General features: G+C 31.3%; 29 protein-coding genes and 2 pseudogenes. 18 read left to right on the top strand and 13 right to left on the bottom strand.

The window, feature by feature from the left end:
- Positions 1 to 59 precede the first annotated feature (59 nt).
- Positions 60 to 1109 (top strand): aldose epimerase family protein, encoded by a 1050-nt coding sequence (locus tag PQF96_RS05035; RefSeq protein ID WP_271765315.1) that lies wholly within the window; start codon positions 60 to 62, stop codon positions 1107 to 1109.
- Here the strand turns inward: PQF96_RS05035 and PQF96_RS05030 are convergent.
- The 4 genes from PQF96_RS05030 to PQF96_RS05015 all read right to left on the bottom strand — a co-directional run bounded on the left by PQF96_RS05030 (position 1106) and on the right by PQF96_RS05015 (position 4336).
- Positions 1106 to 2134: a LacI family DNA-binding transcriptional regulator gene (locus tag PQF96_RS05030; protein ID WP_109435114.1), complete on the bottom strand. Its 1029-nt coding sequence runs from the start codon at positions 2132 to 2134 to the stop codon at positions 1106 to 1108. The two genes, PQF96_RS05035 and PQF96_RS05030, sit on opposite strands and share 4 nt — an antisense overlap.
- A 147-nt stretch (positions 2135 to 2281) precedes the next feature.
- Entirely contained in the window at positions 2282 to 2797 is a 516-nt protein-coding gene (locus PQF96_RS05025) for a cupin domain-containing protein (protein ID WP_271765313.1), read from the bottom strand.
- A gap of 12 nt (positions 2798 to 2809) precedes the next feature.
- Positions 2810 to 3418, bottom strand: coding sequence for an FMN-dependent NADH-azoreductase (locus PQF96_RS05020; protein WP_143918250.1), 609 nt, complete (start codon positions 3416 to 3418; stop codon positions 2810 to 2812).
- Positions 3419 to 3472: 54 nt separating this feature from the next.
- The gene (locus PQF96_RS05015; RefSeq protein ID WP_109435111.1) at positions 3473 to 4336 is read right to left on the bottom strand and encodes a sigma-70 family RNA polymerase sigma factor; all 864 of its coding nucleotides are present in this window, start codon (positions 4334 to 4336) and stop codon (positions 3473 to 3475) included.
- A 168-nt stretch (positions 4337 to 4504) separates the two neighbouring features.
- On the opposite strand from PQF96_RS05015, the gene PQF96_RS05010 reads away from it, so the two are divergent.
- The 8 genes and pseudogenes from PQF96_RS05010 to PQF96_RS28635 form a co-directional block, all read left to right on the top strand.
- On the top strand, positions 4505 to 5092 hold the full coding sequence (locus tag PQF96_RS05010) for a TetR/AcrR family transcriptional regulator (RefSeq protein WP_271765311.1): 588 nt from the start codon (positions 4505 to 4507) through the stop codon (positions 5090 to 5092).
- 61 nt (positions 5093 to 5153) lie between these two features.
- The gene (locus PQF96_RS05005; protein WP_271765310.1) at positions 5154 to 5618 is read left to right on the top strand and encodes a hypothetical protein; all 465 of its coding nucleotides are present in this window, start codon (positions 5154 to 5156) and stop codon (positions 5616 to 5618) included.
- 10 nt (positions 5619 to 5628) lie between these two features.
- On the top strand, positions 5629 to 5946 hold the full coding sequence (locus tag PQF96_RS05000; protein WP_109435108.1) for a DUF3817 domain-containing protein: 318 nt from the start codon (positions 5629 to 5631) through the stop codon (positions 5944 to 5946).
- Positions 5943 to 6305, top strand: a complete 363-nt coding sequence (locus tag PQF96_RS04995; protein WP_143918248.1) for a rhodanese-like domain-containing protein — start codon at positions 5943 to 5945, stop codon at positions 6303 to 6305. Before PQF96_RS05000 ends, PQF96_RS04995 begins: the two co-directional genes overlap by 4 nt.
- Complete coding sequence (locus PQF96_RS04990; protein ID WP_271765309.1) at positions 6302 to 6535, top strand: hypothetical protein; 234 nt, start codon at positions 6302 to 6304, stop codon at positions 6533 to 6535. Before PQF96_RS04995 ends, PQF96_RS04990 begins: the two co-directional genes overlap by 4 nt.
- A gap of 35 nt (positions 6536 to 6570) precedes the next feature.
- The gene (locus PQF96_RS04985; protein ID WP_109435105.1) at positions 6571 to 7539 is read left to right on the top strand and encodes a GlxA family transcriptional regulator; all 969 of its coding nucleotides are present in this window, start codon (positions 6571 to 6573) and stop codon (positions 7537 to 7539) included.
- Between the two features lie 98 nt (positions 7540 to 7637).
- Positions 7638 to 8723, top strand: a complete 1086-nt coding sequence (locus PQF96_RS04980) for a DJ-1/PfpI family protein (RefSeq protein WP_200825096.1) — start codon at positions 7638 to 7640, stop codon at positions 8721 to 8723.
- A gap of 15 nt (positions 8724 to 8738) precedes the next feature.
- Positions 8739 to 9287 (top strand): annotated as a pseudogene (locus PQF96_RS28635) (DJ-1/PfpI family protein); the annotation flags it as partial.
- A gap of 511 nt (positions 9288 to 9798) precedes the next feature.
- On the opposite strand, the gene PQF96_RS28630 reads toward PQF96_RS28635, so the two are convergent.
- Both PQF96_RS28630 and PQF96_RS04970 read right to left on the bottom strand, forming a co-directional pair.
- Complete coding sequence (locus tag PQF96_RS28630; RefSeq protein ID WP_407933707.1) at positions 9799 to 10005, bottom strand: DUF2933 domain-containing protein; 207 nt, start codon at positions 10003 to 10005, stop codon at positions 9799 to 9801.
- Positions 10006 to 10275: 270 nt separating this feature from the next.
- Entirely contained in the window at positions 10276 to 10740 is a 465-nt protein-coding gene (locus PQF96_RS04970) for an SRPBCC family protein (protein WP_271765306.1), read from the bottom strand.
- A 94-nt stretch (positions 10741 to 10834) separates the two neighbouring features.
- On the opposite strand from PQF96_RS04970, the gene PQF96_RS04965 reads away from it, so the two are divergent.
- Complete coding sequence (locus PQF96_RS04965; RefSeq protein ID WP_143918243.1) at positions 10835 to 11266, top strand: winged helix-turn-helix transcriptional regulator; 432 nt, start codon at positions 10835 to 10837, stop codon at positions 11264 to 11266.
- An 82-nt stretch (positions 11267 to 11348) separates the two neighbouring features.
- On the opposite strand, the gene PQF96_RS04960 is transcribed toward PQF96_RS04965, so the two are convergent.
- From PQF96_RS04960 to PQF96_RS04940, 5 genes are read right to left on the bottom strand one after another with little or no spacing between them, the layout of a single operon-like run.
- Positions 11349 to 11741: a YybH family protein gene (locus tag PQF96_RS04960; RefSeq protein WP_109435101.1), complete on the bottom strand. Its 393-nt coding sequence runs from the start codon at positions 11739 to 11741 to the stop codon at positions 11349 to 11351.
- A gap of 17 nt (positions 11742 to 11758) precedes the next feature.
- A complete protein-coding gene (locus PQF96_RS04955; protein ID WP_143918242.1) occupies positions 11759 to 12157 on the bottom strand; it encodes a YybH family protein in 399 nt (132 codons plus the stop codon).
- Between the two features lie 25 nt (positions 12158 to 12182).
- Entirely contained in the window at positions 12183 to 13097 is a 915-nt protein-coding gene (locus PQF96_RS04950; protein ID WP_271765305.1) for a pyridoxamine 5'-phosphate oxidase family protein, read from the bottom strand.
- A gap of 12 nt (positions 13098 to 13109) precedes the next feature.
- Entirely contained in the window at positions 13110 to 14078 is a 969-nt protein-coding gene (locus PQF96_RS04945) for an alpha/beta fold hydrolase (protein WP_271765304.1), read from the bottom strand.
- A gap of 57 nt (positions 14079 to 14135) precedes the next feature.
- On the bottom strand, positions 14136 to 14546 hold the full coding sequence (locus PQF96_RS04940; RefSeq protein WP_271765302.1) for an Rrf2 family transcriptional regulator: 411 nt from the start codon (positions 14544 to 14546) through the stop codon (positions 14136 to 14138).
- A gap of 290 nt (positions 14547 to 14836) precedes the next feature.
- Between PQF96_RS04940 and PQF96_RS04935 the strand changes: the two genes are divergently transcribed.
- The 8 genes and pseudogenes from PQF96_RS04935 to PQF96_RS04900 all read left to right on the top strand — a co-directional run bounded on the left by PQF96_RS04935 (position 14837) and on the right by PQF96_RS04900 (position 18931).
- Positions 14837 to 15070 carry a thioredoxin family protein gene (locus PQF96_RS04935; protein ID WP_109435257.1) on the top strand — a complete coding sequence of 78 codons (234 nt, stop codon included), beginning with the start codon at positions 14837 to 14839 and terminating at the stop codon, positions 15068 to 15070.
- Positions 15071 to 15135: 65 nt separating this feature from the next.
- Positions 15136 to 15861: a hypothetical protein gene (locus PQF96_RS04930; RefSeq protein WP_109435096.1), complete on the top strand. Its 726-nt coding sequence runs from the start codon at positions 15136 to 15138 to the stop codon at positions 15859 to 15861.
- A gap of 2 nt (positions 15862 to 15863) precedes the next feature.
- Entirely contained in the window at positions 15864 to 16127 is a 264-nt protein-coding gene (locus tag PQF96_RS04925) for a DUF2024 family protein (RefSeq protein ID WP_271765300.1), read from the top strand.
- Position 16128: 1 nt separating this feature from the next.
- Positions 16129 to 16740 (top strand): hypothetical protein, encoded by a 612-nt coding sequence (locus PQF96_RS04920; protein ID WP_271765299.1) that lies wholly within the window; start codon positions 16129 to 16131, stop codon positions 16738 to 16740.
- A 43-nt stretch (positions 16741 to 16783) separates the two neighbouring features.
- Positions 16784 to 17518 (top strand): AAA family ATPase, encoded by a 735-nt coding sequence (locus PQF96_RS04915; RefSeq protein WP_143918237.1) that lies wholly within the window; start codon positions 16784 to 16786, stop codon positions 17516 to 17518.
- Positions 17511 to 18092 carry a MarR family winged helix-turn-helix transcriptional regulator gene (locus PQF96_RS04910; protein ID WP_271765298.1) on the top strand — a complete coding sequence of 194 codons (582 nt, stop codon included), beginning with the start codon at positions 17511 to 17513 and terminating at the stop codon, positions 18090 to 18092. Before PQF96_RS04915 ends, PQF96_RS04910 begins: the two co-directional genes overlap by 8 nt.
- Positions 18092 to 18551 (top strand): annotated as a pseudogene (locus PQF96_RS04905) (hypothetical protein). Before PQF96_RS04910 ends, PQF96_RS04905 begins: the two are co-directional and overlap by 1 nt.
- A gap of 206 nt (positions 18552 to 18757) precedes the next feature.
- Positions 18758 to 18931, top strand: coding sequence for a DUF1737 domain-containing protein (locus tag PQF96_RS04900; RefSeq protein ID WP_109435092.1), 174 nt, complete (start codon positions 18758 to 18760; stop codon positions 18929 to 18931).
- Positions 18932 to 19023: 92 nt separating this feature from the next.
- On the opposite strand, the gene PQF96_RS04895 is transcribed toward PQF96_RS04900, so the two are convergent.
- Entirely contained in the window at positions 19024 to 19629 is a 606-nt protein-coding gene (locus PQF96_RS04895; protein WP_109435091.1) for a hypothetical protein, read from the bottom strand.
- Positions 19630 to 19712: 83 nt separating this feature from the next.
- Complete coding sequence (locus PQF96_RS04890; protein ID WP_271765297.1) at positions 19713 to 20246, bottom strand: DUF4199 domain-containing protein; 534 nt, start codon at positions 20244 to 20246, stop codon at positions 19713 to 19715.
- Positions 20247 to 20324 lie beyond the last annotated feature (78 nt).

Genomic DNA, 20324 nt, shown 5'->3' with positions numbered 1-20324 from the left:
AAGATTCTTACCGATTATATGTATAACTTTGATTAAATTACAATAAATAAATTTTTAGATTGAGGAAATTAAGAACACGAATACAGCAGAAATCATTTGGCTTTCATAATCAAAAAGAAGTATTCATTTTATCGATAAAAAATAACAATGGGATGCAATTGCAAATTACCAATTTTGCAGCAACCATTACGAGTTTAGAAGTACCAAATATTGAAGGAGAATTAGTTAATGTGGTTGTAGGTTTTGATACATTGCAGGACTATATTACAAAATCAGAAGGAAAGGAATCCAAGTTTTTAGGTGCTTCTGTAGGGAGGTATGCAGGTAGGATTTCTAAGGGAAAAATAATTGTAGGCGGTATAGAATATCAACTTCATAATGAACAAGGAGTTCATCTGCATGGGGGAAGAAAAGGTTTTGATGAAAAAGTTTGGGAAATAGATGATATCGATGAAGAAGAATTATCAGTTTCTCTTTCTTACTATAGTGAACATATGGAAGAAGGATATCCAGGGGCCCTTGGGGTTAAAGTGACGTATCAATTGACTAATGATAATGAATTAAATATTATATATCAGGCAATTTCAGATCAGGATACTATAATAAATCTTACAAATCATGCATACTATAATCTAAGTGGAGAGAATACAATTGCTGATCATGAGTTAAAGTTGAACTGCTCTACTTATTTAGAGGTTGATAAAAAACATTTACCAACAGGAAAAATACAGTCCGTTGCTAATACAAAATATGATTTTTTGGTATCAAGAAAACTAGATATACTTGAAGAAAAAGGAATCATTGATGATGCTTTTATTTTTGATAAAGAAAAAGAAGCAAAGGCATCTGTTTATTCTCCAAAAACAGGGATTCAGATGGATGTGTATACAAATCAACCTGCAGTTGTTATTTATACCTTGGAAGAATTTCCGGATTGGAACTTCAGAAATGGAGTAAAATATGGTACATTTCCTTCAATTTGTTTTGAAACTCAGAATTATCCAGACGCTCCCAATCATGAGCATTTTCCGTCTGCACTTTTAAAAGCAAAAGAACTTTATAAAAATAGCAGCACTTTTAAATTTAGTATAGCAAAAAATATACGTTAATAGAGAGGTTTGGTGGTTTCACGTTCTATGAGATTGGTCTTTATCACTTTTGTAGTATGAGATGTTTCAGAATTCTCATTTTCTAATTTTTCAATAAGCATTTTGGTAGCAGTTTCTCCCAAGTAGATACCATGTTGACTAATTGTAGTAATGGTGGGTGTAACATATCTAGGCAGGACTCCGTTAGTAAAACCAATAATAGAAATATCTTCAGGAACTTTATATCCTTTTGAAGAAACCATTTTTAATGTATTTACTGCAGAATCTTCTTCTAAGCATAACATCGCATCAACTTTTCTAGAGTCTAGCAAGGCTTTTAGTAAAGTATTGATATCGTTAAATTCATCCACTTTTAAGATAAGAGATTCATCTACCGGAATACCTGCTTCCAAAAGTGCTTTCTTATATCCTTCTAATCTTAGTTTCCCTACGCTTAGGTTATGTATAGTAGAAACAATAGCTATGTTTTTACAGCCAGTTTCTATAAAATGATTTGTGGCGTTATATGCTCCTTCTTTATCGTTAACAATAACTTTGTCACATTCAATATCATCAGTTACTCTGTCAAACATAACAATAGGAATGCCTTGATTTATTGTGTTTTGAAAATGAGTGAAGTTTTGTTTTACCTGCGTTTCTTCTGCTATAGAAAGAATAAAACCATCTAATGCAGAGTTTTTAAGAAGCTCCATTGCGCTAACCTCTTTTTCATAAGATTCATTAGAAATACAAGTGATGAGGTTATAGCCTTTTTCGGTAGCTGTCTTTTCTATACCAACAAATACTTTGGTGAAAAAATGATTTAAGATATTCGGAATAATAACCCCAATAGTTTTGGTCTTCTTATTTTGTAAGTTTAACGCAATACTATTGGGTTTGTAATGATGTTCTTTTGCGTATTCCTGAATTTTAGCTTTAGTCTTAGTGCTAATCTCGTAACTATCATTGAGAGCTTTAGAAACTGTAGCAATAGACACATTAAATTCATTTGCTATATCTTTTAAGGTTATTCTTTTCTTTTTCATTGTATGCGATAATAAATGCTCAATTTATAAGAAACATTTGAGATATAACAATAAACATAAAAAGAATGTAAAGGTTTATCAGGATAATTATCAAATCTGTTATCATCCTAAATTTAAATTTACATATACTTAGTATTTTTGAAAACGCTATTTGTTTCTTATAGGTAACATATTCGCTGTGTCCACAGGAAAACTATCGTATTTATTATACAATTTTAAGTATTTTTCAGGATCAATAGGTTGATCACTAAGAGTTTCATTCAACCCTCTAAAAAAACCTTCCCGCTTTTGAGATGGATTGAACATAAGAGTTATGTTGACTTCTTCATTAGTGTCATTCTGAAATCCATGGGGAGTAAATCTGGGTGCATATATCACGGTACCTGGTCCAACTTTATGAGTAGTGTTATCTGTACCGGTAATAATTGTTAATATTCCTTTATTTACAATAAAAGTTTCATCCATAAATCTATGATAGTGCAATTTTGCACCAATTGCTCGCGGAGCTAAAACAATATTATAAACTCCCAATTGATCATTAGACACTTTACTGGTAATTTTAAAAGTAAAAGAAATACCGTTCATAGTAAACGTTTCTCCTTCATTGGGTTGAACAACTACAGCATTGTTTTCTAATGCATCATTAAAAAAATCTTCTTTCATGATATACTATTTTTAAATGTTTTCTTGAATTTGTTGATGAATTTCATTGAGTTTTTTTTGTAATACTTCTGGGTTAGAAGTACCCTCAATAGAAAATGTATTTTTTACATCAATACCAATGTGATGTAAAATTGCTTTTAGATAAGGCTCCTGAAAATCATATTTTTCCATTGGAGTTCCTTTATAAGAACCTCCTTTTGCAAGTGCTAGGTATGCTATTTTTTCTTTTAGCATTCCAAAATAATTCCCTTTTTCATCAACTCCAAATGTTTTGTCAACTCTGGTAATTTGATCAAAATAGGCTTTAAGATTAGAAGGAACGTTTAAGTTGTATAGCGGACTGCTAATAAGAATTTCGTTTGCATTTTCTAATTCACTAATTAACTCATTAGAGGTCGATAGTGCTTTTTTAAGGACGTTGTTGTGTTGGTGTTCTGGAGTATAAAAACCAAGGATAGTATCATTTTGTATGTGTGGTATGTGATATGTTGCTAAATCACGATATCGTACTTGGCCATCTGGATGATTAGATTTCCAATGTTTTTCAATAAAATCTGCAAGTTTCCTTGAATGTGAACCTTCTGTTCTTGAGCTGGAATCAATCCGTAACAATATTTTCATTTTCTTAAATTTTAGATTTGCTAATAAGACAAACCAGAAAAAGAAAACGTGACATTAATTAATATGCTCAGTAATGTTAATTAGCTTTTTAGGATCTATAATAGAGCTTATGCGATAGATTTTTTCATTATCATCAATAGAGAAAACCAAGCAAGATAATAGTTTGCCTTTTGTAAAATAAAGAATTGCAGGTTGGTGATTAATTTCTGTGAGCTTTACTTCTTGGTGTTGTAGAAATTTTTTGAATACTTCAAACATGAGGTCGATACATGCTGATTTTCCGCTAGTGTGATTTCGTAACACTTTAATTTCGTTACCACCATCAGCAACAATTTGTATATCTTCTGTAAAAAGTAATTCTAGTTTTTTTACATCCCTATCCTGGATAGCAGCGATATATTTTTTTAAATAGATATTGCTTTCACTACGTTTTAGTGTATTATTAGGTCTTTTAGAGGTTCTGAGCTTTGATTTTGCACGGCTAAGTAGTTTTCTTGAATTTTCTTTAGTCTCCGAAATTACTTCTGCAATTTCCTGATGAGAATAGTTAAAAGCTTCTTTTAAAATAAAGACAGCTCTTTCTTTTACATTAAGTTGTTCCAGTAGAATGAGTAAAGAATAGGATATAATATCTTTTAGATGTAATGCTATATCTGACTCTTCTGTAGCAATAGGTTCTGGCAGAAGAATATCTCCAGAAAGGTTCTTTTTCTGTCTATTTTTAATATTTATAGCTTGATTAATAACACTGGTAATAAGATACCCTTTTTCGTTTTTAACAGTAGCATCTATTTTTAAATATTTACTTAAAACTTCCTGAACAACATCTTTAGCATCTTCTGCAGATCCTAAAATATTATAAGCGTAAGGAAACAAGAGGTTGTGATAGGTATGTAGGTCTAAAGTGTCATTTTTCATTTCATAGTAGTGTTTAGAAATTATGAACGAATAGTATAGCTTTAATTTACATTGTAAAATAGATAAACTTTTCGTTTTAATACAATATGACAATTGAAACCTTATGAACGTGACATGCTTATTTTAAATAAATCTGTATATTTGTAAAACATACTAAATGGTAAGTTTTTGAAAAAAGGTGAATACACCAGGCATACGATTCTGGAGAAAGCGTTTGAGATATCCTACAAAAAGGGATATCAATCGACTAGTGTGGATGATATCATTGCGCTTACTTCAGTTTCTAAAGGGTCATTTTTTTATCATTTTAAAAATAAAGATGAAATGGGGTTGGCTATGATCAATGAAATAATGTATCCGGGGATGTATAAAGCATTAGTCATTCCTTTAAATGAGAATAAACCGGCAACTCAAAGCATTTATGATATGATCAAATCTATTTTGATTGAAGATCCTGCCTTTGATCCAAGATACGGTTGTCCTGCTGTAAATATTATTGAAGAGATGGCTCCACTTAATGCTTCCTTTAACAAAGCACTGTCAAGACTTATTGATGAAATGCAAAATACCTTAGAAGAAGTCCTAACAAGAGGTAAAAAAGCTGGTCAAATTTGTAAAGAATTAAACGTAAAAGAATCATCTGTCTTTATTATTACAAGTTATATGGGGATTAGAAACCTAGGTAAGTTGTATGGTGTTGATTGCTATCAGGTATATTTAAAGGAGTTAAAAAGATACTTAAGCAGTATAGAGTAATTTTTTTTAATCAAAAACATACCGTTTGGTAAGTTTTAAAAAATAATAAGAGAAATAATATATGTATACTACAGTTTTGATCTTACATTCATTAGTAAAATGGTTGGTTTTATTGGCGTTAATATTGACGTTATACAGGTCTTATAAAGGGTACTTTTACAATTTACCATATTACAAAATAGATAATTCAATACGCCATTGGACTGTTACGATTGCTCACATTCAGTTAGTACTAGGAATTATTTTATACGCTCAAAGTCCAATTATTCAATACTTCTGGAGAAACCTTAAAGATGCTTTTTATGAAATGGATATAGTTTTTTTTGGTTTGATTCATTTTTTATTGATGTGCTCGGCTATTATAGTTTTAACGATAGGTTCTGCTTTAGCTAAAAGGAAATTGAATAAAAAAGATAAATATAAAACTACGGTGATCTGGTTTACAATCGCATTACTAATTATTCTAATAGCAATCCCCTGGCCATTTTCTCCTCTTTCAAATCGCCCTTACATAAGAACTTTTTAAACTCATTATAATGAAGAATTATTTAAACTCTACTATCGGAAGATTAAGAATATTAGGATATCTTGAGGGATGTTCTTTATTGTTATTGATGTTTGTAGCTGTTCCGGTTAAGTATATGCTTCGAGAACCAATTCTGGTAAAATTTATAGGACAGGCTCATGGAATATTCTTTGTACTTTTTGTTTTTAATACATTGAAGGTTGCAGTAGAACAGAAATGGAATTTTAAAAGAACAACAAGTAAAGTTATTATTGCTTGTTTCTTTCCTTTTGGCACTTTTTATATCGATAAAAAAATACTTAAAGAAATACATCAATCTACATTATGAACAAAATACTCTTAACACTTATACTTGTAATCATCATATATGGTACTTATAAAATATATCAGCAAGTAAATATTGCCAAAGACTTAGATCGTTTAGTAGCAAAAGGTGCAATTATTTTAGATGTTAGAACTTCAAAAGAGTTTTCAGAAGGTCATATTAATAACGCTATTAATATGTCTCTTGGTAGCATAAGAGAAAGGTATATTGAGCTGGATACAAGTAAAATCTATATTACTTGTTGTTCTCATGGATTGAGAAGTATTAAAGCAGTGAATTTATTAAAAGAGCGGGGGATTAAAAAGGTATACAACGGAGGTGTCTGGAGCGATCTTGAAGAAATCATAAATGAGAACAAATGATTTTAGTATTTAAAACGACTGTAACTTCTACTGAAAAAGCAAATTCGATCTCACCATTTATAGATGCATTACCAGCAATAATTAGGTGGAATTTTGATCTGGAAGATTGCGATAATGTATTAAGGATCGAATGTACAAGTGATATTTCACAAGAAGTTATAGATCTACTCAAAAGAAATGGAATTGAATGCGTAGATTTAGATTCTGAATTGCTTTTTGATACGGATTAAAGTTTATTTAAAATTCAAAACATAATTTTAAGTCATTGCATAAGGATAATAATACAACTAGAAGAAAGGTTCTTTTTGTTGTACCTCCCAAGGTACATCTCTTAGATATCAATGGTCCTGCTCATATTTTTTACGAAGCAAAGGAGTACGGAGCTGACGTAGATTTACATTTTGTAACTCCAACTATAGAAAATAAAGTAACCAGTAGTGCCGGACTTATTTTTTCTGACTTGATTCATTTTAGTGAGTTTCAACTAACGGATAGAGATTTTATATTTGTGCCAGGTATATATTTCTCACTTCTTCAGAACTCTCATTTTATTAAAAATTGTACTCCTTTTTTTGAATGGTTATCTATCCAGAATAACAAAAGAGTTCATATTTGTTCCGTTTGTACGGGTACATTTTTGCTAGCCGAATCTGGTATTCTGGAGAGAAGATCATGCACTACACATTGGAAAAGGTTAGAGACATTTAAAAAGCGATATCCAAAAATAGATGTGAAGGATAATCGATTATTTGTTATAGATGACAATGTTTATACGAGTGCTGGAATCTCTTCAGGAATCGATCTGGCATTATATATTTTGGAAGAAAAGTTTGGAAGTAAAATAGCAGTTGATGTGGCAAAGGAAGCCGTGATTTATTTTAGGAGAGGTGAATTTGATCCACAGCTTAGTATCTATCTTCAATATAGGAATCACCTTGAGGAACGAATTCATAATGCTCAGGAATTTATAATTCAGAATATACATAGATCATTTAATATTTCTGATATAGCTGAAGAAGTGCACATGAGTTCTAGAAACTTAACTAGATTATTTAAGAAAACTACAGGAATAACTATTCATTTGTATACAGAAAAACTTAGAGTAGAAAAAGCATTAAATCTACTTTCAGAGAAAAATAAAATTGAGTTAATAGCTGATGAATGTGGGTTTAAAAGTGTTAGTCAGTTAAGAGTGGTCTTAAATAAATACAGAAAACACCTTCCTGATTTTTAATGTTCTTTTAATAGAAATAATGTCCCAAAATCATCCTATTCTGTCCTTTTAATAAATAGCAGTCATAATTAATTTTGTAGTAATCAATCTTAGATACTATGAAAATTGCTGTCATATTACTCTTTTTTTTAGGTACCAATCTGTGTTTTTCTCAAGGAGTGGTAGTCCCAGAATTTTTTTTAGCATCTAATGATAAAAAAATCTATGTCTGCCCTCCATGCAATAGAAGATGTGATGATTTAGAATTTGAAACAGCAGGTGTTTGTGAGCATTGTAATATGAAGTTAATTACACAAGAAGAAATAAAAGAATCGCCTAAAAAAAATCGTATGAAAGTTGGATTTTATTTACAATCCGGAGTAGAGATATTGGATTTTGCCGGACCAATGGAGGTTTTTAATTATTCGGGATATGATGTCATTACAATTTCCAAAAATAAAGATCAGGTATTTGTTCAAGGGATACTAAAAGTTACCCCTGATTATGATTTAGAAGATGCGCCCTCTGTTGATATTTTAGTTTTTTTTGGAGGTAATGCCATTTTACCTTCAAAAGATCCAAAACTTATAGAATGGCTAAAGCAACAGAAGAATACGAAGTACTATTTCTCGGTGTGCAGCGGAGCTTTAATATTGGCAGAAGCAGGAATTTTGAATGGCAAGCAAGCAACAACGTTTCGCAATACTTTGGATGTTTTAGAACAAAACTATCCCAAAATAGATGTTTTAAGAGGGGTTAGATATGTTGATAATGGAAATGTGATTACCACTGCAGGTGTATCAGCAGGAATAGATGGGGCTTTACATATGGTTGCCAAACTCAATAGCTTAGCAATAGCAGGAGAAACAGCTTTTTATATGGAGTATGATTGGGTGCCAAATCGAGGAGTAGTACCATGTGAAGAAAACCCTTATAAAGACATGAACAACATCAAAATCTTGCAACAGTATAGAGGGGTTTTTATGTCAATATCTACTGAAGAAATATCTATTAAACTGAATAAAGAACAAGGTCAACTTCACCTTTTTAAAGAGGGGAGGTTATTTCCAATATTTTATTTAGAGAAAGATAGATTTTTGACATCACACTCTTCTCATATAATGAACTTTAAAAGAAATGAAAAGGATATCATTATCGGACTTGAAACTAGTGAATATAGAGGAGTATTCTTTAAAAAACAATAATTAATCTCATACATTATGAAAAAATTAATCGTATTAATTCTGGGGCTACATTTTCAATTTTTCACCTATAGTCAAAATCAAACGGAAATCAAAAATATTGCTATTTTCTTACAAGATAACGTGGAGATTTTAGATTTTGCAGGACCCATGGAAGTTTTTATAGTAGCAGGTTTTAATGTATATACCGTGGCAAAAACAACAGAACCTATGAAAGCAATGCATTCACTAACCATTATTCCTGATTATTCAATAGATAATGCTCCTATACCTGATATTATTGCATTTGTTGGAGGAGGAGATCTAGCTGTTGCAAAAGAAGATAATATAAAAGAATGGGTAAAAGATGTATCTTCTAAAACTAAATTACAATTTACTGTTTGTACAGGAGCTTTTTTCCTAGCCGAAATCGGATTTTTAGATCATATGATAGCAACTACATATCATCAATCAATCGAGTATTTAAAAACTACGTTTCCAAAAATTGATGTACGAGATAATGTACGATTTGTGGATAATGGTAAAGTAATAACTACCGCGGGAATATCTGCAGGAATCGATGGCGCTCTTCATTTGGTTTCAAAGTTAAAAGGAGAAAAGTTTGCAAAACAGGTGGCCCGGGATTTAGAATATGATAAATGGATTCCCGAAGAAGGATTGATTATCAAAAATCAAAAGTTAACAGAAAATGATTTTGAATCAATGAATTGGAAAGTAGACCTATACCCAGGTGAGATACTTAATTTGTCAGATAAATTATCAAAAAAAGGCGCATATGAACAAGCTGAAAAAAGAATAAAATATGTAATCTCAAAAATGAAAGCCCCTAATACAGAAACGTATGAGTATTTAAGAGAAAACTATAAGCTTCAAAATAAAGAAGTGCCTCCAACAAGTAAGGAATTTATTGAAATTATAAAAAACGAAGGCATTGAACAAGCCGAAAAAATATATCTAGAAAACAAAGCAAAGTTTAAAAACTGGGTTTTTATTCATCCCGATGATCTAATTAGATTATCATACGTTGATAATTACCTAAAAAATAATCTTCAAAGAGCAATAAAAATTCAAGATTTTGCTAAAATGATATTTCCAGACGATGCTTATACAACTTATGTTTTGGGGGTGTATTATGAAAGAAATAATCAGCTAAACAAGGCAATAAAATTGTATAAGGAAGCCATAAAATTAGATGCTGATTTTGTGATGGCAAAAGATAAAATAGAAGATTTAGAACAATCAGGGAAGATATAATTACAGGATACAATATATAAGGTGTTCTCACGGTAAAAAAAGAAATACATAAAGAATTATATAATTACTCATTTTCTTCCTGAAACACCTTTAATTCATTTGTTACAAAATGATCCTAAGTAGAAGAACAAAAATCATAATCGTTGTGGAGAATGATCTGCGATTATCCACTAGGTTTCAATATTTATTGTTAAAGCGTCAAATGCTTTTTTGATATGTGTTTTGAGAGACTGATTGTTTGTAATCTTAATTTGTGTTGTTTTCTTTCTTGATAGTAAATATATAGCAAGCGATAAAAAAATTACATGAACTCAGGTTTGCCTTCTCCATGTTCTAAAAATCTTTTTAGACTGTCTGTAATATAGAAGTCCCAGGCAGATGAACATGCATTATAACAGATACCATGAGGGACTAAACCTTGATGTAAAAAGTGCACTTGTATGAGATCATTGTTCTCCTTAATCTCCCAATGTAATGTAGAATCAAGCCATTCTTCGTCCATTCCGTTAATATTATGATTCTGATGGGATGCAATACATTTCCAGGAAATACTGCTAAATTCGGTTATATTAGTTACTTTAAACTTCCAATACGAATTACCATTAAAAGATATTTTAAATACATCACCTTTTTTTTGAGCCGAACCTTCTATTTTGGCCCACCATTTATCCATGTTAGTAGTTAATGCTTCAAAAACCTGAATAACGTTTGTATCGATGATGACATATTTTTGATAACTATTATCATTTTGTTTTAGTTGTGACATAATTTTGAATATTGAAAACTGGTTGTGTAAAACAACTAGTTGTAATATTATAAATAATATTTTTACTTTGCAAATTGCTTTTAAGCTATTAGATATGAAAAAACAAAAAAAATATAAATCATATTGCCCTCAATACCTAGCTTTAGAGGCCTTTGGAGATAAATGGACGTTATTGATTATTAGAGATATGATGATTGATGGAAAGAAATATTTCAGAGAATTTCTTCAATCCAAAGAAAAGATCGCTACTAATATTTTAGCAAATCGTCTTCAGGTAATGGAGGAAGAAGGGATAATTCATAAAAAAAAAGACCCCAGTCATAAGCAAAAGATTATCTATTTACTTACAGAAAAGGGAGTTGATCTTTTTCCGATCTTAATAGAAAATGCCAGATGGAGTTTAAAATATAAGCCAGTAAATGAGCAAGATGCTATAAAAACACAGGCAATTCTAGATGGAGGAGAAGAGGCTATTCGAGATATTATTAAAAAATTAAAAGAAGAACATTTAGGAGAAAAAAAGTGATTTCTAAAGTTTCGTTTTTAAATTTTAAAAAAAATACAGCCTTATAAAAATCTATAAGGCTTTTGTAATATTCTTGGTCTGCTTATATTTTAGGAAGTCCCATTGGGCAGTCTATAAAATAAACCCATGAACCATCTATTCTTTGTTTTATCACCTCGGTAGACTTTCCTTCTGCTATTATGGTATCAGAGATATCTGTGACGGTCCAGGTTGCTTGTAAAAGAGCTGTGTCTCCATTTATGATTTCTCCAGTAACTTCACTTGATAATATAGATTTGGATGCTATAAATTCACCAAAGACTTCACGTATTGTATCTAGACCACTTTTAGGATTCTCTGAAGGCGGAAAAGACATTATATAATCAGGGTGAAAGAAATCTACTATATTTTCCAGATCTCCTTCTTTAATACATTCGCTAATATGATTTGCGATATCACGAGGACGCATTGCTTTACGTTTTATTTCTGTATTCATTATTATCTTTTTGAAGTTTATAAATTGATGTCTGGTGGTCGGTTATCCATATCAAAGACAAGTTTCCAATCACCTTCGGTGTTTTTTCTAAAAATACATACCACACGACCCGCTTCATCAATGGTTTCTCCATCTTCTGGATTTGTTCCTGTGACTCTAAACTGCCCTGCAATATAGCCTAACCCATCTTGGGCAATGACCTGTTCTTCTTTAAAAACCACACTTGGTTGGATATGAAAACTTGCGGCAAATCCTTCTTTTACAACAGGAATTCCTACTTGTATAGGAACATTACTATTCATATAATTTATTTCTGGATCATATAACTGCATTAACGCTTCCAGATCATTGTCGTTAAATGCTTTTAACCATTGGTTTAAGACGTTTCTAATTTCATTTTTTAATATTTCATTCATGATTTTATGGTTTATGAATATTTGTTTATGGGTTAAAAGGAGAAAAATTGATAAATTTCCAATCTACTTTATTATGGTTTTGGGTTTGAATCCAATGTTTGGTTTTAAACAACCAATATCGTCCGGTTCCGGTAGTTTTTTCTATATCCGATGAGGTTTCTTGATCCAATAAGAGTTCTACATTCCCTGACAATTGTAAGGAGTGTCCTTTTTCATAATCTATAAATAACAAACCAGCTTTTGGATACTCAAGGAAATTCCCTAACGTATTAAATAGGTTATTTCCCGTATAATCTGGAATTTTTAAGGTTCCATTTTTTAATATGTCGACAAAACCAGAATGTCCACCTCGGTGAGATGCATCCATATCTCCATCAGTGTTCATACTTCCAAGAAAAAATGTATCAGCCTCTTTAATCCATTCTTTATGATGATCCAATAAGGTCATTCCTTTCACCACTTCTATTCCTAGACCCGAAGTATTTTCAGAAAGAGTGATGACACGCTGCTGAATATATTTAGGACAATTAGGATAAGCTTCTAACACTTCAATGCTTAATAACTCTTTAGATAAATGGGCAAAACCATTAAGACGATATCTGGTTCGTGTAGAGGTATCGATAAAAAGAAGTCCCACTTTTGAATGTTTTTTGATATTTTTAAAACCAATATCTGTTTTGGTACTTTTTACTTTACTGAGATCGATATGTACTAATTTTGATGTTTTTACTTTGACAAAGCCAGTGTCTCCAATAAGCATAGATGCCCATATATTGTCATCATCATAGGTGCTTAAAATTAATGTGGTTTGATGTTCAATGAATGGGATTAGAGTGCTTACTATACTATCCTTAAGTAACCGCTCCACTAATTTTGGATCATGCCAGGCGTCATATTTTTTTTGAAGCTCTAATTCTCCTTTATGAAAGTAAGTGCTCATAACAAAAGAATTTTAGTGTTGTTTTTTTATAAAATGATCAATTAGATCACCTACTTCTATGGCATATTCCTCTAGCATAAAATGTCCTCCATTAAAAAAATGAGATTCTATGTTTTTGAGATCTTTGTTAAATGCCTCTCCTCCCGCTTTGCTAAAAAATTTATCATTTTCTCCCCAAACCACTAATGTTGGAGGTTGATGCATTTTAAAATATTCTTGCCATTCTGAATACTTGGCGAAGTTTGTTTTATAGTTATCAAACATTGTCGATTGTATATCTTTGACATGATTACGATTTAAAAAAGCATAGTCTGTGAGATATGAAATAGGGTCAATTTTGGTGGTATCTGATACTCCAGTTAGATATTGTTCTTTTATACCATCTAAAGACATCAAATGATCTTTATAAGTATTTAGAGCTTCGATATCATTATTCTTCATATAGTTTCCAATTTTAATACCCCATTCTCCAAATCCTTCCAGATATGCATTTGCATTCTGAATTATTAACCCTTTAATGAGTTCTGGTCTCTGCGATGCAATTCTAAAACCAATGGGCCCACCATAATCCTGAACCAATAGATAGAAACCATCTAACTTAAGTTTATCAACAAACTGATTCATGATGTCAGTTATATGCTCAAATGTATACTCAAACTCAGATATAGGAGGGATAGAGCTTAAACCAAAACCAGGATAATCTGGTGCGATAATATGATACTCATTGGATAATTGTCCTATAAGATCCCTATACATATGAGATGAAGAAGGAAAACCATGTAACATCAAAATAGTTTCTTTGTTTTGTATTCCTGCTTCTCGATAGAAAATAGATATATCATCAATTTTTACTACTTTGTTTTTTGTTTTCATAGGTTCGGTTTTAATTAATATTGAATTTTTATGTTGTTGATCAATACTGGTACATCCAGACAACAAAGCAAGACCGAGTAGTCCAAGGAGTATTTTTTTTGTTTTCATTTTAAATAATTTATTTTATCTGTAATTTATTTTGTTACAGTTTTGGTTAAAAAAAAGCTAAAATTGATTTTTAAATTCTTCCAAGGTTTGTTTGTTTAATTCCCTTACAATAGAATTGTCAATAGTTTCTAACAGCGTTTCGAGTTTTGTGTTTATCTGTTTTCCAATTCTGCACGTTGGGTCTGGTATATTATTGGATAATGACAGGACACTACTATCTCCTTTTATTACTGTAAAAATATCAGATAGATAAATTTTATTTGCATCCTTAAGCAAACGTATACCTCCATTTTTTCCTTCTTTACTTTCAATCAAATGTCCTTTTTTAAGAGCAGAAATTTCCTTTCTAACCAGAACAGGGTTAATGTTTAGGCTACTCGCAATGTCAGAAGAAGAACACCAATCATCTTTATACAAAGCCAATAGTGTCATAATGTGTAACGATATGGAAAATTTGCTTTTGACCAATATAACTGTATTAAAAATTGTTACAGTACAAAGATAAGAATGTTTTTGTAACTGCAAAATTAAATTTTAGAAATATATACTATTTGCAATCCGTTCTTTAGATAATATAAAAGGTAAAGCTTGATAACATAAAAATTATGAGGTAGGAAAGATGAGTAATATAAGGACCTAATGACATTAATTGCTTATGAATAATGAGAAAAGTGAAAAAATATTTTATATAGTAAGGAATCCTAACTATATTTGTATTGGCAATATTGCTAAAAAATAAAAAGTATAAAAATAAAATTATGAATAAATCAGTTTTTTATCATGCAGGATGTTCAGTATGTATAAGTGCAGAACATGACATTTTAGAATTAGTAGGTAATGAAAATGTCGAAATAGTAAATATAGGAGAGGTCAGAGACCGAATCCCCGAAGCCGAAAAAGCAGGAGTGCAATCGGTACCAGCATTGTTAACTCCAAAAGGAAATGTATTGCATTTAAACTTTGGAGCCTCAATGGCAGATGTAAAAGGGTAATTTTTTTAATCTATAAAGTTAGGAATCCTAATTTTAAGATTCCTAACTTTTAAAAATAAGATAAAATGAAATTAGATAAACTAGTAATATTAGCAATTTTAGTTCTTGGTGTAATAACCACTTCATGTGCTCAGGAAAGACCATATAACAACGACGACTTTGTCATTAAGAATGCAGAAGTAACACATCATTCTAATCTAAGTATAAGTGTATGGGAAATCAATGTTAAAGGAACAGCAGGTAAAACTACTCCAACTCCTAATGGATCTTTGGATGGAGCACCTGTATTAGGATATGTTTTCCCTACATCTTTAAAACCAACTGATGTAGGTTTTAGTCAGACAGAAGGAATAGTTGCTATGGCACTTACTTCTCATCCTGATTTTGATGATACACCAATCTGGGATGAAAACAATGATGCTATCTTTGATAATGATGGCGTGATCTGGCACCCGCACTGGGTAGTTTTGCATAAAGATGAGCGTGTACCAGGAGGATTGGCTGTAAAACAATTTACAGATACAGATAATGTTACATTACCACCTACAAATCCAGGAATGCCTATGTATATGGATTCTCCAGGTTTTCCCGTGACGACAATAGAGAACACGATCAAAGTGGTAATTCCTGATTACAGAATGAATAATCAAACTTCTTTTAAATATGATGGAGTAGCAGCCTATATGATTGTAAATACAAGTAAAGAAGATCAACCTATGTTAGGAGTCTATGATGTGTTTAGTGTAGCCAGTGGAGATTTATCATTACCCTATACTGTAAAATTGAAATAACGATGATGAAAGTTTCTGTTTATGATACCTATGTGCCCAAAGCAACCAATGTTAACATACATTTTGATATCTTGGTTGAAGATCATACATCAGTAGAAGATGTATATGCCTATGGAAAGGAATATTTAGCCCAAAAAGGGATTTTAAATTTTCAGTTAACGACAAAAGAATGTAATTTTTGCCATATGGAGCGTGCTCCGGAAGCCGTTGAACAAGAAATTCGACAAAAAGGATATTATATTATTGAAATGGAACACTGTAATTAATATGAAAAAACTTGAATTACATTTTGAAAAGACATTACAAGGAGATTTTAAGATCAAAGATCTTAATCTCCTTTTGGTCTTTCAAGTAAATTGTCCGGGATGCTTTTCTTATGCATTACCGCTCTTTAATGAACTATATCACCAGTTTCATAAAGAAGATGTTTCTTTTTTAGCCTTATCCACAGCTTTTGAGGATTATGACAAAAATACCATAGCGCATACAACACATTTGGTTAATGATGGGGCTTTGGTAGGGGAGACCAAAAAGATGATGTTACAACAAGGTATAGAAACGCTTCCATATTCACTGGATTTTCCTATTGTGATGGATAAGATAGAAGAAACCCTAAGCGATATAAATGTTGCCATAGAAACTATTTGTAACATCAATCCTAGTTATGCACTATGGCCAGATTTTGAAAAAGTAGCACAGCAAAAAAGAGTTGCTCATTATCTAAGGTCATTAGACAAAATAGCACTTACATTTACCTTAAATCAATTGAGAGGTACCCCAAGTTTTGTTTTATTTAATAATAGTTATGAAATCATAGCAGAGTGGTTTGGTCATATTACTTATAAAGAAATAGCCGATAAGATTACTTCTTTTAATTAGGATTGCTAACTTTGTAATCTTAATGATATAGAAGTAGAAGGGAATGAATATATATGATTTGTTGATTCATAAGGAAGAAACGATACTTCCTTTGGATAAAATTCATTTTAATGAGCATAATAAAAATGCTTTAGATCAATTATTAAAGGAGTTTAAGCACGTTGAAGCTTTAAAGCGCTATAACTTGCCGGTGGATAATAAATTGTTGTTATACGGCCATACAGGTTGTGGAAAAACAACTACGGCAAAAGCTATTGCCAATGCGATAGGTAAAAAGATGATGATTTTAGATCTGGGAAACATTGTCTCTTCGAAGTTAGGAGAAACTGCTAAGAATATGACCAATGTATTTCGCAAAGCAGATCGAGAAAAAGCGGTATTGTTTATAGATGAATTTGATTATATCGGTACACTACGAGATTATGATAATAAGGATTCTGGAGAAATGAAACGTCTGGTCAATACAATAATTCAGTTAATTGATTACCTGCCCGATACGACCTTGTTAATTGCAGCGACCAATCATTCCAGGAGTATTGATACTGCTTTATTGAGACGTTTTCAATTAAAATTAAAATTTGAACTTCCTGATCAAAATGAATTAGATACGTTTTATGACGATATATTGACTAAATTTCCTAAAAGCCATAGAAATGTAAAAAGAGTCTATGGGATCTCGTATGCAGAGGCAAAAGATCATATGTATAAGGAAATGAAAAAGGAAATCATTAAAAGAGAAGAATCCAAAGGAATCCTGGTAACCCAAGATCATGACTGATATAGAGATAAATCATAAAATTACTCAAGCCCTAGAACGAATATCTAAAACGTTCAGAGTGCTCTTATGGCAGGAAAGTAAGAAATACGGAATAAGCCCTATACAAATACAAATTTTGATATTCTGCCTTACTCATGAGCAGGAGATGTTAAAGGTGAGTTTCTTTGCTAAAGAATTTGATTTGACCAAAGCAACCATAAGCGATTCGGTTAAAGTATTGCTCGAAAAAAAGATGCTTATAAAAATTCCTGATACCTATGACTCCAGAAGCTATATGGTCGAGTTAACAAAAGAAGGAAAAGAAATAGCAAATAAAGTTTCAGGGTATACCAATGCATTAGATCATGCTATAGGTAAATTAACAGATACCACAAAAGGGATATTTTTAAATGGGTTGTTAAAGATTATTGAAAATTTAAACCGAAATTCAATAATATCAATCCAACGCATGTGTCTAACCTGCTATCATTATTCAAAAAATGGTAATGAGCATTATTGTTCTTTCTTGGAAAAGTCACTCAATAATCACGAACTTCAAATCGATTGTCCAGACCATCAAGCACTTGTGGAATAATGGAAACTATTACAGGTAATTTAAGCTGTATTCATAAAAGAATACAGGAAACCTGTATACGTGTTCATAGAGATCCAAAGCAGGTTCGTTTATTACTGGCTACAAAAATAGTAGATACAGACAAGATAAATTTTGGTTTACAACAAAGAGAAACGATTATTGGAGAGAATAAAGTGCAAGAACTTATTCAAGAATATTCATATAAAAGGCTTGATGACTATAGGATTGCTTAGCTCTGATACTACAGAAGTGAAAACATGTTTCCAGTTATTAAAGCAAATCCAGGATGAGGTGATAGACCTCAATATTGTCAATGTAACCATGAATGAATTATCTATGGGGATGTGTGGTGATCTGGAGATCGCCATAGAAGAAGGAGCTACGATAATTAGAGTGGAAACTGCTATTTTTGGAGAAAGAATCTATCCAGATGGCTACTATTGGGATGAAACTAAATAGTGAAAAAAAACTACTGACCATTTTTTATACTTCATGGTATATGTTTTGGCTAATGATCTGTTTTCTAGTAGATCAGGTGTTTTTTTTGTTGATGTAACTCTGATAAGGGTTTTATATGGTAATCTCATTACGGTAATCCGTAAGAAAATGAAGAAAACTTAAAATAAATTTGTTTTAGGTGAAATACGTTTAATCAAAAATTACTTATGGAATATAAAATACTATCTGATCAATCTGAACACAAATTAGAAGAGAAAGTCAATATTTTTTTAGAAGATGGCTGGAAACCTACCGCAGGAATATTTGTGTTAGCCTACGGAGGTCAATTGGGAGTACGATATTTTCAATCCATTATTAAGGAAGAATTGAGTCCTAATTAGGAGTTCATTACCAGAAATATACTTAGCTACGCCCAATAGAGAAGCAGTTTTGTTTACTATTATTTTACGGTTCATAGTGTTTCCTCTATGAACTAATCACATGTTGATGTTAACTGTATACCTATAAGGTCGTTCCAAATGGGATGATTGTATTCTTGTGGAGACAGATAAAACCAAACTAAATGTTTTTCCTTAGTAGAGCAATATTCATTTTTGATTTTTGCATTAAGTACAAAGATCTTTTTTGAAAAAAATTCATCATAAAGGGTTATAGTACCTTGATATGTATTTGTATCTATTTGTTGTATGGTAGTTATAGTTTCTGGAATATCTTTAAAGAAACTGAGATTGGTTATTGCCCCCATATTCATCAATCCATCAAAGTAGGTACTGATGATATTTTTTAATTCAGAGGGATTGAGATTAGGGTCTTCTTTAATCATCCATACAAATACATACGAAAAGTAATCCTCACTATTGGGTTCTCCCCAACCCGGAGCAAATCGAATATGTTCTTCACCTTCATAGTCCAGATCTCCAGCAAAGAGTAATGGAAATTCCAGCACTTCACTTCGCCAATCACTTTTTGCATCAAGAATATTATCAATATCATTATGTAATCTAAAATAAAGGTACCCAGCGCCAATGGAAACAATAAGAATCAAGGCAAGTACTACTTTTAATAGTTTTTTAATCATTGATTTGTTGTTAGTAAAATACTAAACATCCAAATTACCTTATTTTTTTATAAGTTATTGTAATCATTCCTATTTCTTTTTATTTATATCTTTTTGTTTGTCTTTAAAAAAAAACTCAATAAAAGAGTAAATGCCATACCGGTAATAAAATTTCCTATAAAAGAATAACCACTTTGGATAGCGGTGCTGTAGTATGTAGTCCTTTCTGCAAGCTTTTCATCGATTTTCTCTTTTGGGATGCTTAAAAGGTTCATCTTTTCTTTCATCGCTAAAAGAAGTTCATTTACATATTTGGGATATAATATCTCATAGAAAATATAGGTAAAAACCATACTAAATAAAGCAGTCGATATGCTTATCATAAAACCTAGTAATAGTGAATTTTTAAAGCTTAATTGAGAATTGTTTTGTTGTTTTTTCTTCTTTAAAGCAAAATAAATTCCGATTAACAAAAAGAGGTAAAGCATTAAAAATAAGATGGTCCCTCCAATCATTTCTCTATCAGAAGAGATGGCATTGGGACCAAGTAAATCAAGTGCTAACAAACTAATCATTAAGACGGTTCCTGCCAAAGCAATTACAAAGCCATAGAAAATTGGTGTTCTAATTTTTTTCATTGTTGTAGATCTTTAAAATTTTCTACAATTTTATTCAAGAATAATTTGAATGTCTATTGTTAAAGGGCTGAAAAAAGG

Source organism: Aquimarina algiphila (assembly GCF_947494415.1).
GTDB lineage: Bacteria > Bacteroidota > Bacteroidia > Flavobacteriales > Flavobacteriaceae > Aquimarina > Aquimarina algiphila.
Note: the sequence above shows the minus strand (reverse complement) of the source record. Positions and strands in the feature narration are given on the sequence as shown.

What these genes read in the sequence shown, in the direction of transcription:
- PQF96_RS04920 (WP_271765299.1), top strand. Translation starts at nt 16,129, where the DNA reads ATGAAAAAACTTGAATTACATTTTGAAAAGACATTACAAGGAGATTTT.
- PQF96_RS04950 (WP_271765305.1), bottom strand. Translation starts at nt 13,097, where the DNA reads ATGAGCACTTACTTTCATAAAGGAGAATTAGAGCTTCAAAAAAAATAT.
- PQF96_RS04930 (WP_109435096.1), top strand. Translation starts at nt 15,136, where the DNA reads ATGAAATTAGATAAACTAGTAATATTAGCAATTTTAGTTCTTGGTGTA.
- PQF96_RS04925 (WP_271765300.1), top strand. Translation starts at nt 15,864, where the DNA reads ATGATGAAAGTTTCTGTTTATGATACCTATGTGCCCAAAGCAACCAAT.
- PQF96_RS04990 (WP_271765309.1), top strand. Translation starts at nt 6,302, where the DNA reads ATGATTTTAGTATTTAAAACGACTGTAACTTCTACTGAAAAAGCAAAT.
- PQF96_RS04980 (WP_200825096.1), top strand. Translation starts at nt 7,638, where the DNA reads ATGAAAATTGCTGTCATATTACTCTTTTTTTTAGGTACCAATCTGTGT.
- PQF96_RS04955 (WP_143918242.1), bottom strand. Translation starts at nt 12,157, where the DNA reads ATGAATGAAATATTAAAAAATGAAATTAGAAACGTCTTAAACCAATGG.
- PQF96_RS05030 (WP_109435114.1), bottom strand. Translation starts at nt 2,134, where the DNA reads ATGAAAAAGAAAAGAATAACCTTAAAAGATATAGCAAATGAATTTAAT.
- PQF96_RS04895 (WP_109435091.1), bottom strand. Translation starts at nt 19,629, where the DNA reads ATGATTAAAAAACTATTAAAAGTAGTACTTGCCTTGATTCTTATTGTT.
- PQF96_RS04945 (WP_271765304.1), bottom strand. Translation starts at nt 14,078, where the DNA reads ATGAAAACAAAAAAAATACTCCTTGGACTACTCGGTCTTGCTTTGTTG.
- PQF96_RS05020 (WP_143918250.1), bottom strand. Translation starts at nt 3,418, where the DNA reads ATGAAAATATTGTTACGGATTGATTCCAGCTCAAGAACAGAAGGTTCA.
- PQF96_RS05015 (WP_109435111.1), bottom strand. Translation starts at nt 4,336, where the DNA reads ATGAAAAATGACACTTTAGACCTACATACCTATCACAACCTCTTGTTT.
- PQF96_RS04995 (WP_143918248.1), top strand. Translation starts at nt 5,943, where the DNA reads ATGAACAAAATACTCTTAACACTTATACTTGTAATCATCATATATGGT.
- PQF96_RS05000 (WP_109435108.1), top strand. Translation starts at nt 5,629, where the DNA reads ATGAAGAATTATTTAAACTCTACTATCGGAAGATTAAGAATATTAGGA.
- PQF96_RS04910 (WP_271765298.1), top strand. Translation starts at nt 17,511, where the DNA reads ATGACTGATATAGAGATAAATCATAAAATTACTCAAGCCCTAGAACGA.
- PQF96_RS05025 (WP_271765313.1), bottom strand. Translation starts at nt 2,797, where the DNA reads ATGAAAGAAGATTTTTTTAATGATGCATTAGAAAACAATGCTGTAGTT.
- PQF96_RS04890 (WP_271765297.1), bottom strand. Translation starts at nt 20,246, where the DNA reads ATGAAAAAAATTAGAACACCAATTTTCTATGGCTTTGTAATTGCTTTG.
- PQF96_RS04970 (WP_271765306.1), bottom strand. Translation starts at nt 10,740, where the DNA reads ATGTCACAACTAAAACAAAATGATAATAGTTATCAAAAATATGTCATC.
- PQF96_RS04915 (WP_143918237.1), top strand. Translation starts at nt 16,784, where the DNA reads ATGAATATATATGATTTGTTGATTCATAAGGAAGAAACGATACTTCCT.
- PQF96_RS04935 (WP_109435257.1), top strand. Translation starts at nt 14,837, where the DNA reads ATGAATAAATCAGTTTTTTATCATGCAGGATGTTCAGTATGTATAAGT.
- PQF96_RS04965 (WP_143918243.1), top strand. Translation starts at nt 10,835, where the DNA reads ATGAAAAAACAAAAAAAATATAAATCATATTGCCCTCAATACCTAGCT.
- PQF96_RS04960 (WP_109435101.1), bottom strand. Translation starts at nt 11,741, where the DNA reads ATGAATACAGAAATAAAACGTAAAGCAATGCGTCCTCGTGATATCGCA.
- PQF96_RS05005 (WP_271765310.1), top strand. Translation starts at nt 5,154, where the DNA reads ATGTATACTACAGTTTTGATCTTACATTCATTAGTAAAATGGTTGGTT.
- PQF96_RS04900 (WP_109435092.1), top strand. Translation starts at nt 18,758, where the DNA reads ATGGAATATAAAATACTATCTGATCAATCTGAACACAAATTAGAAGAG.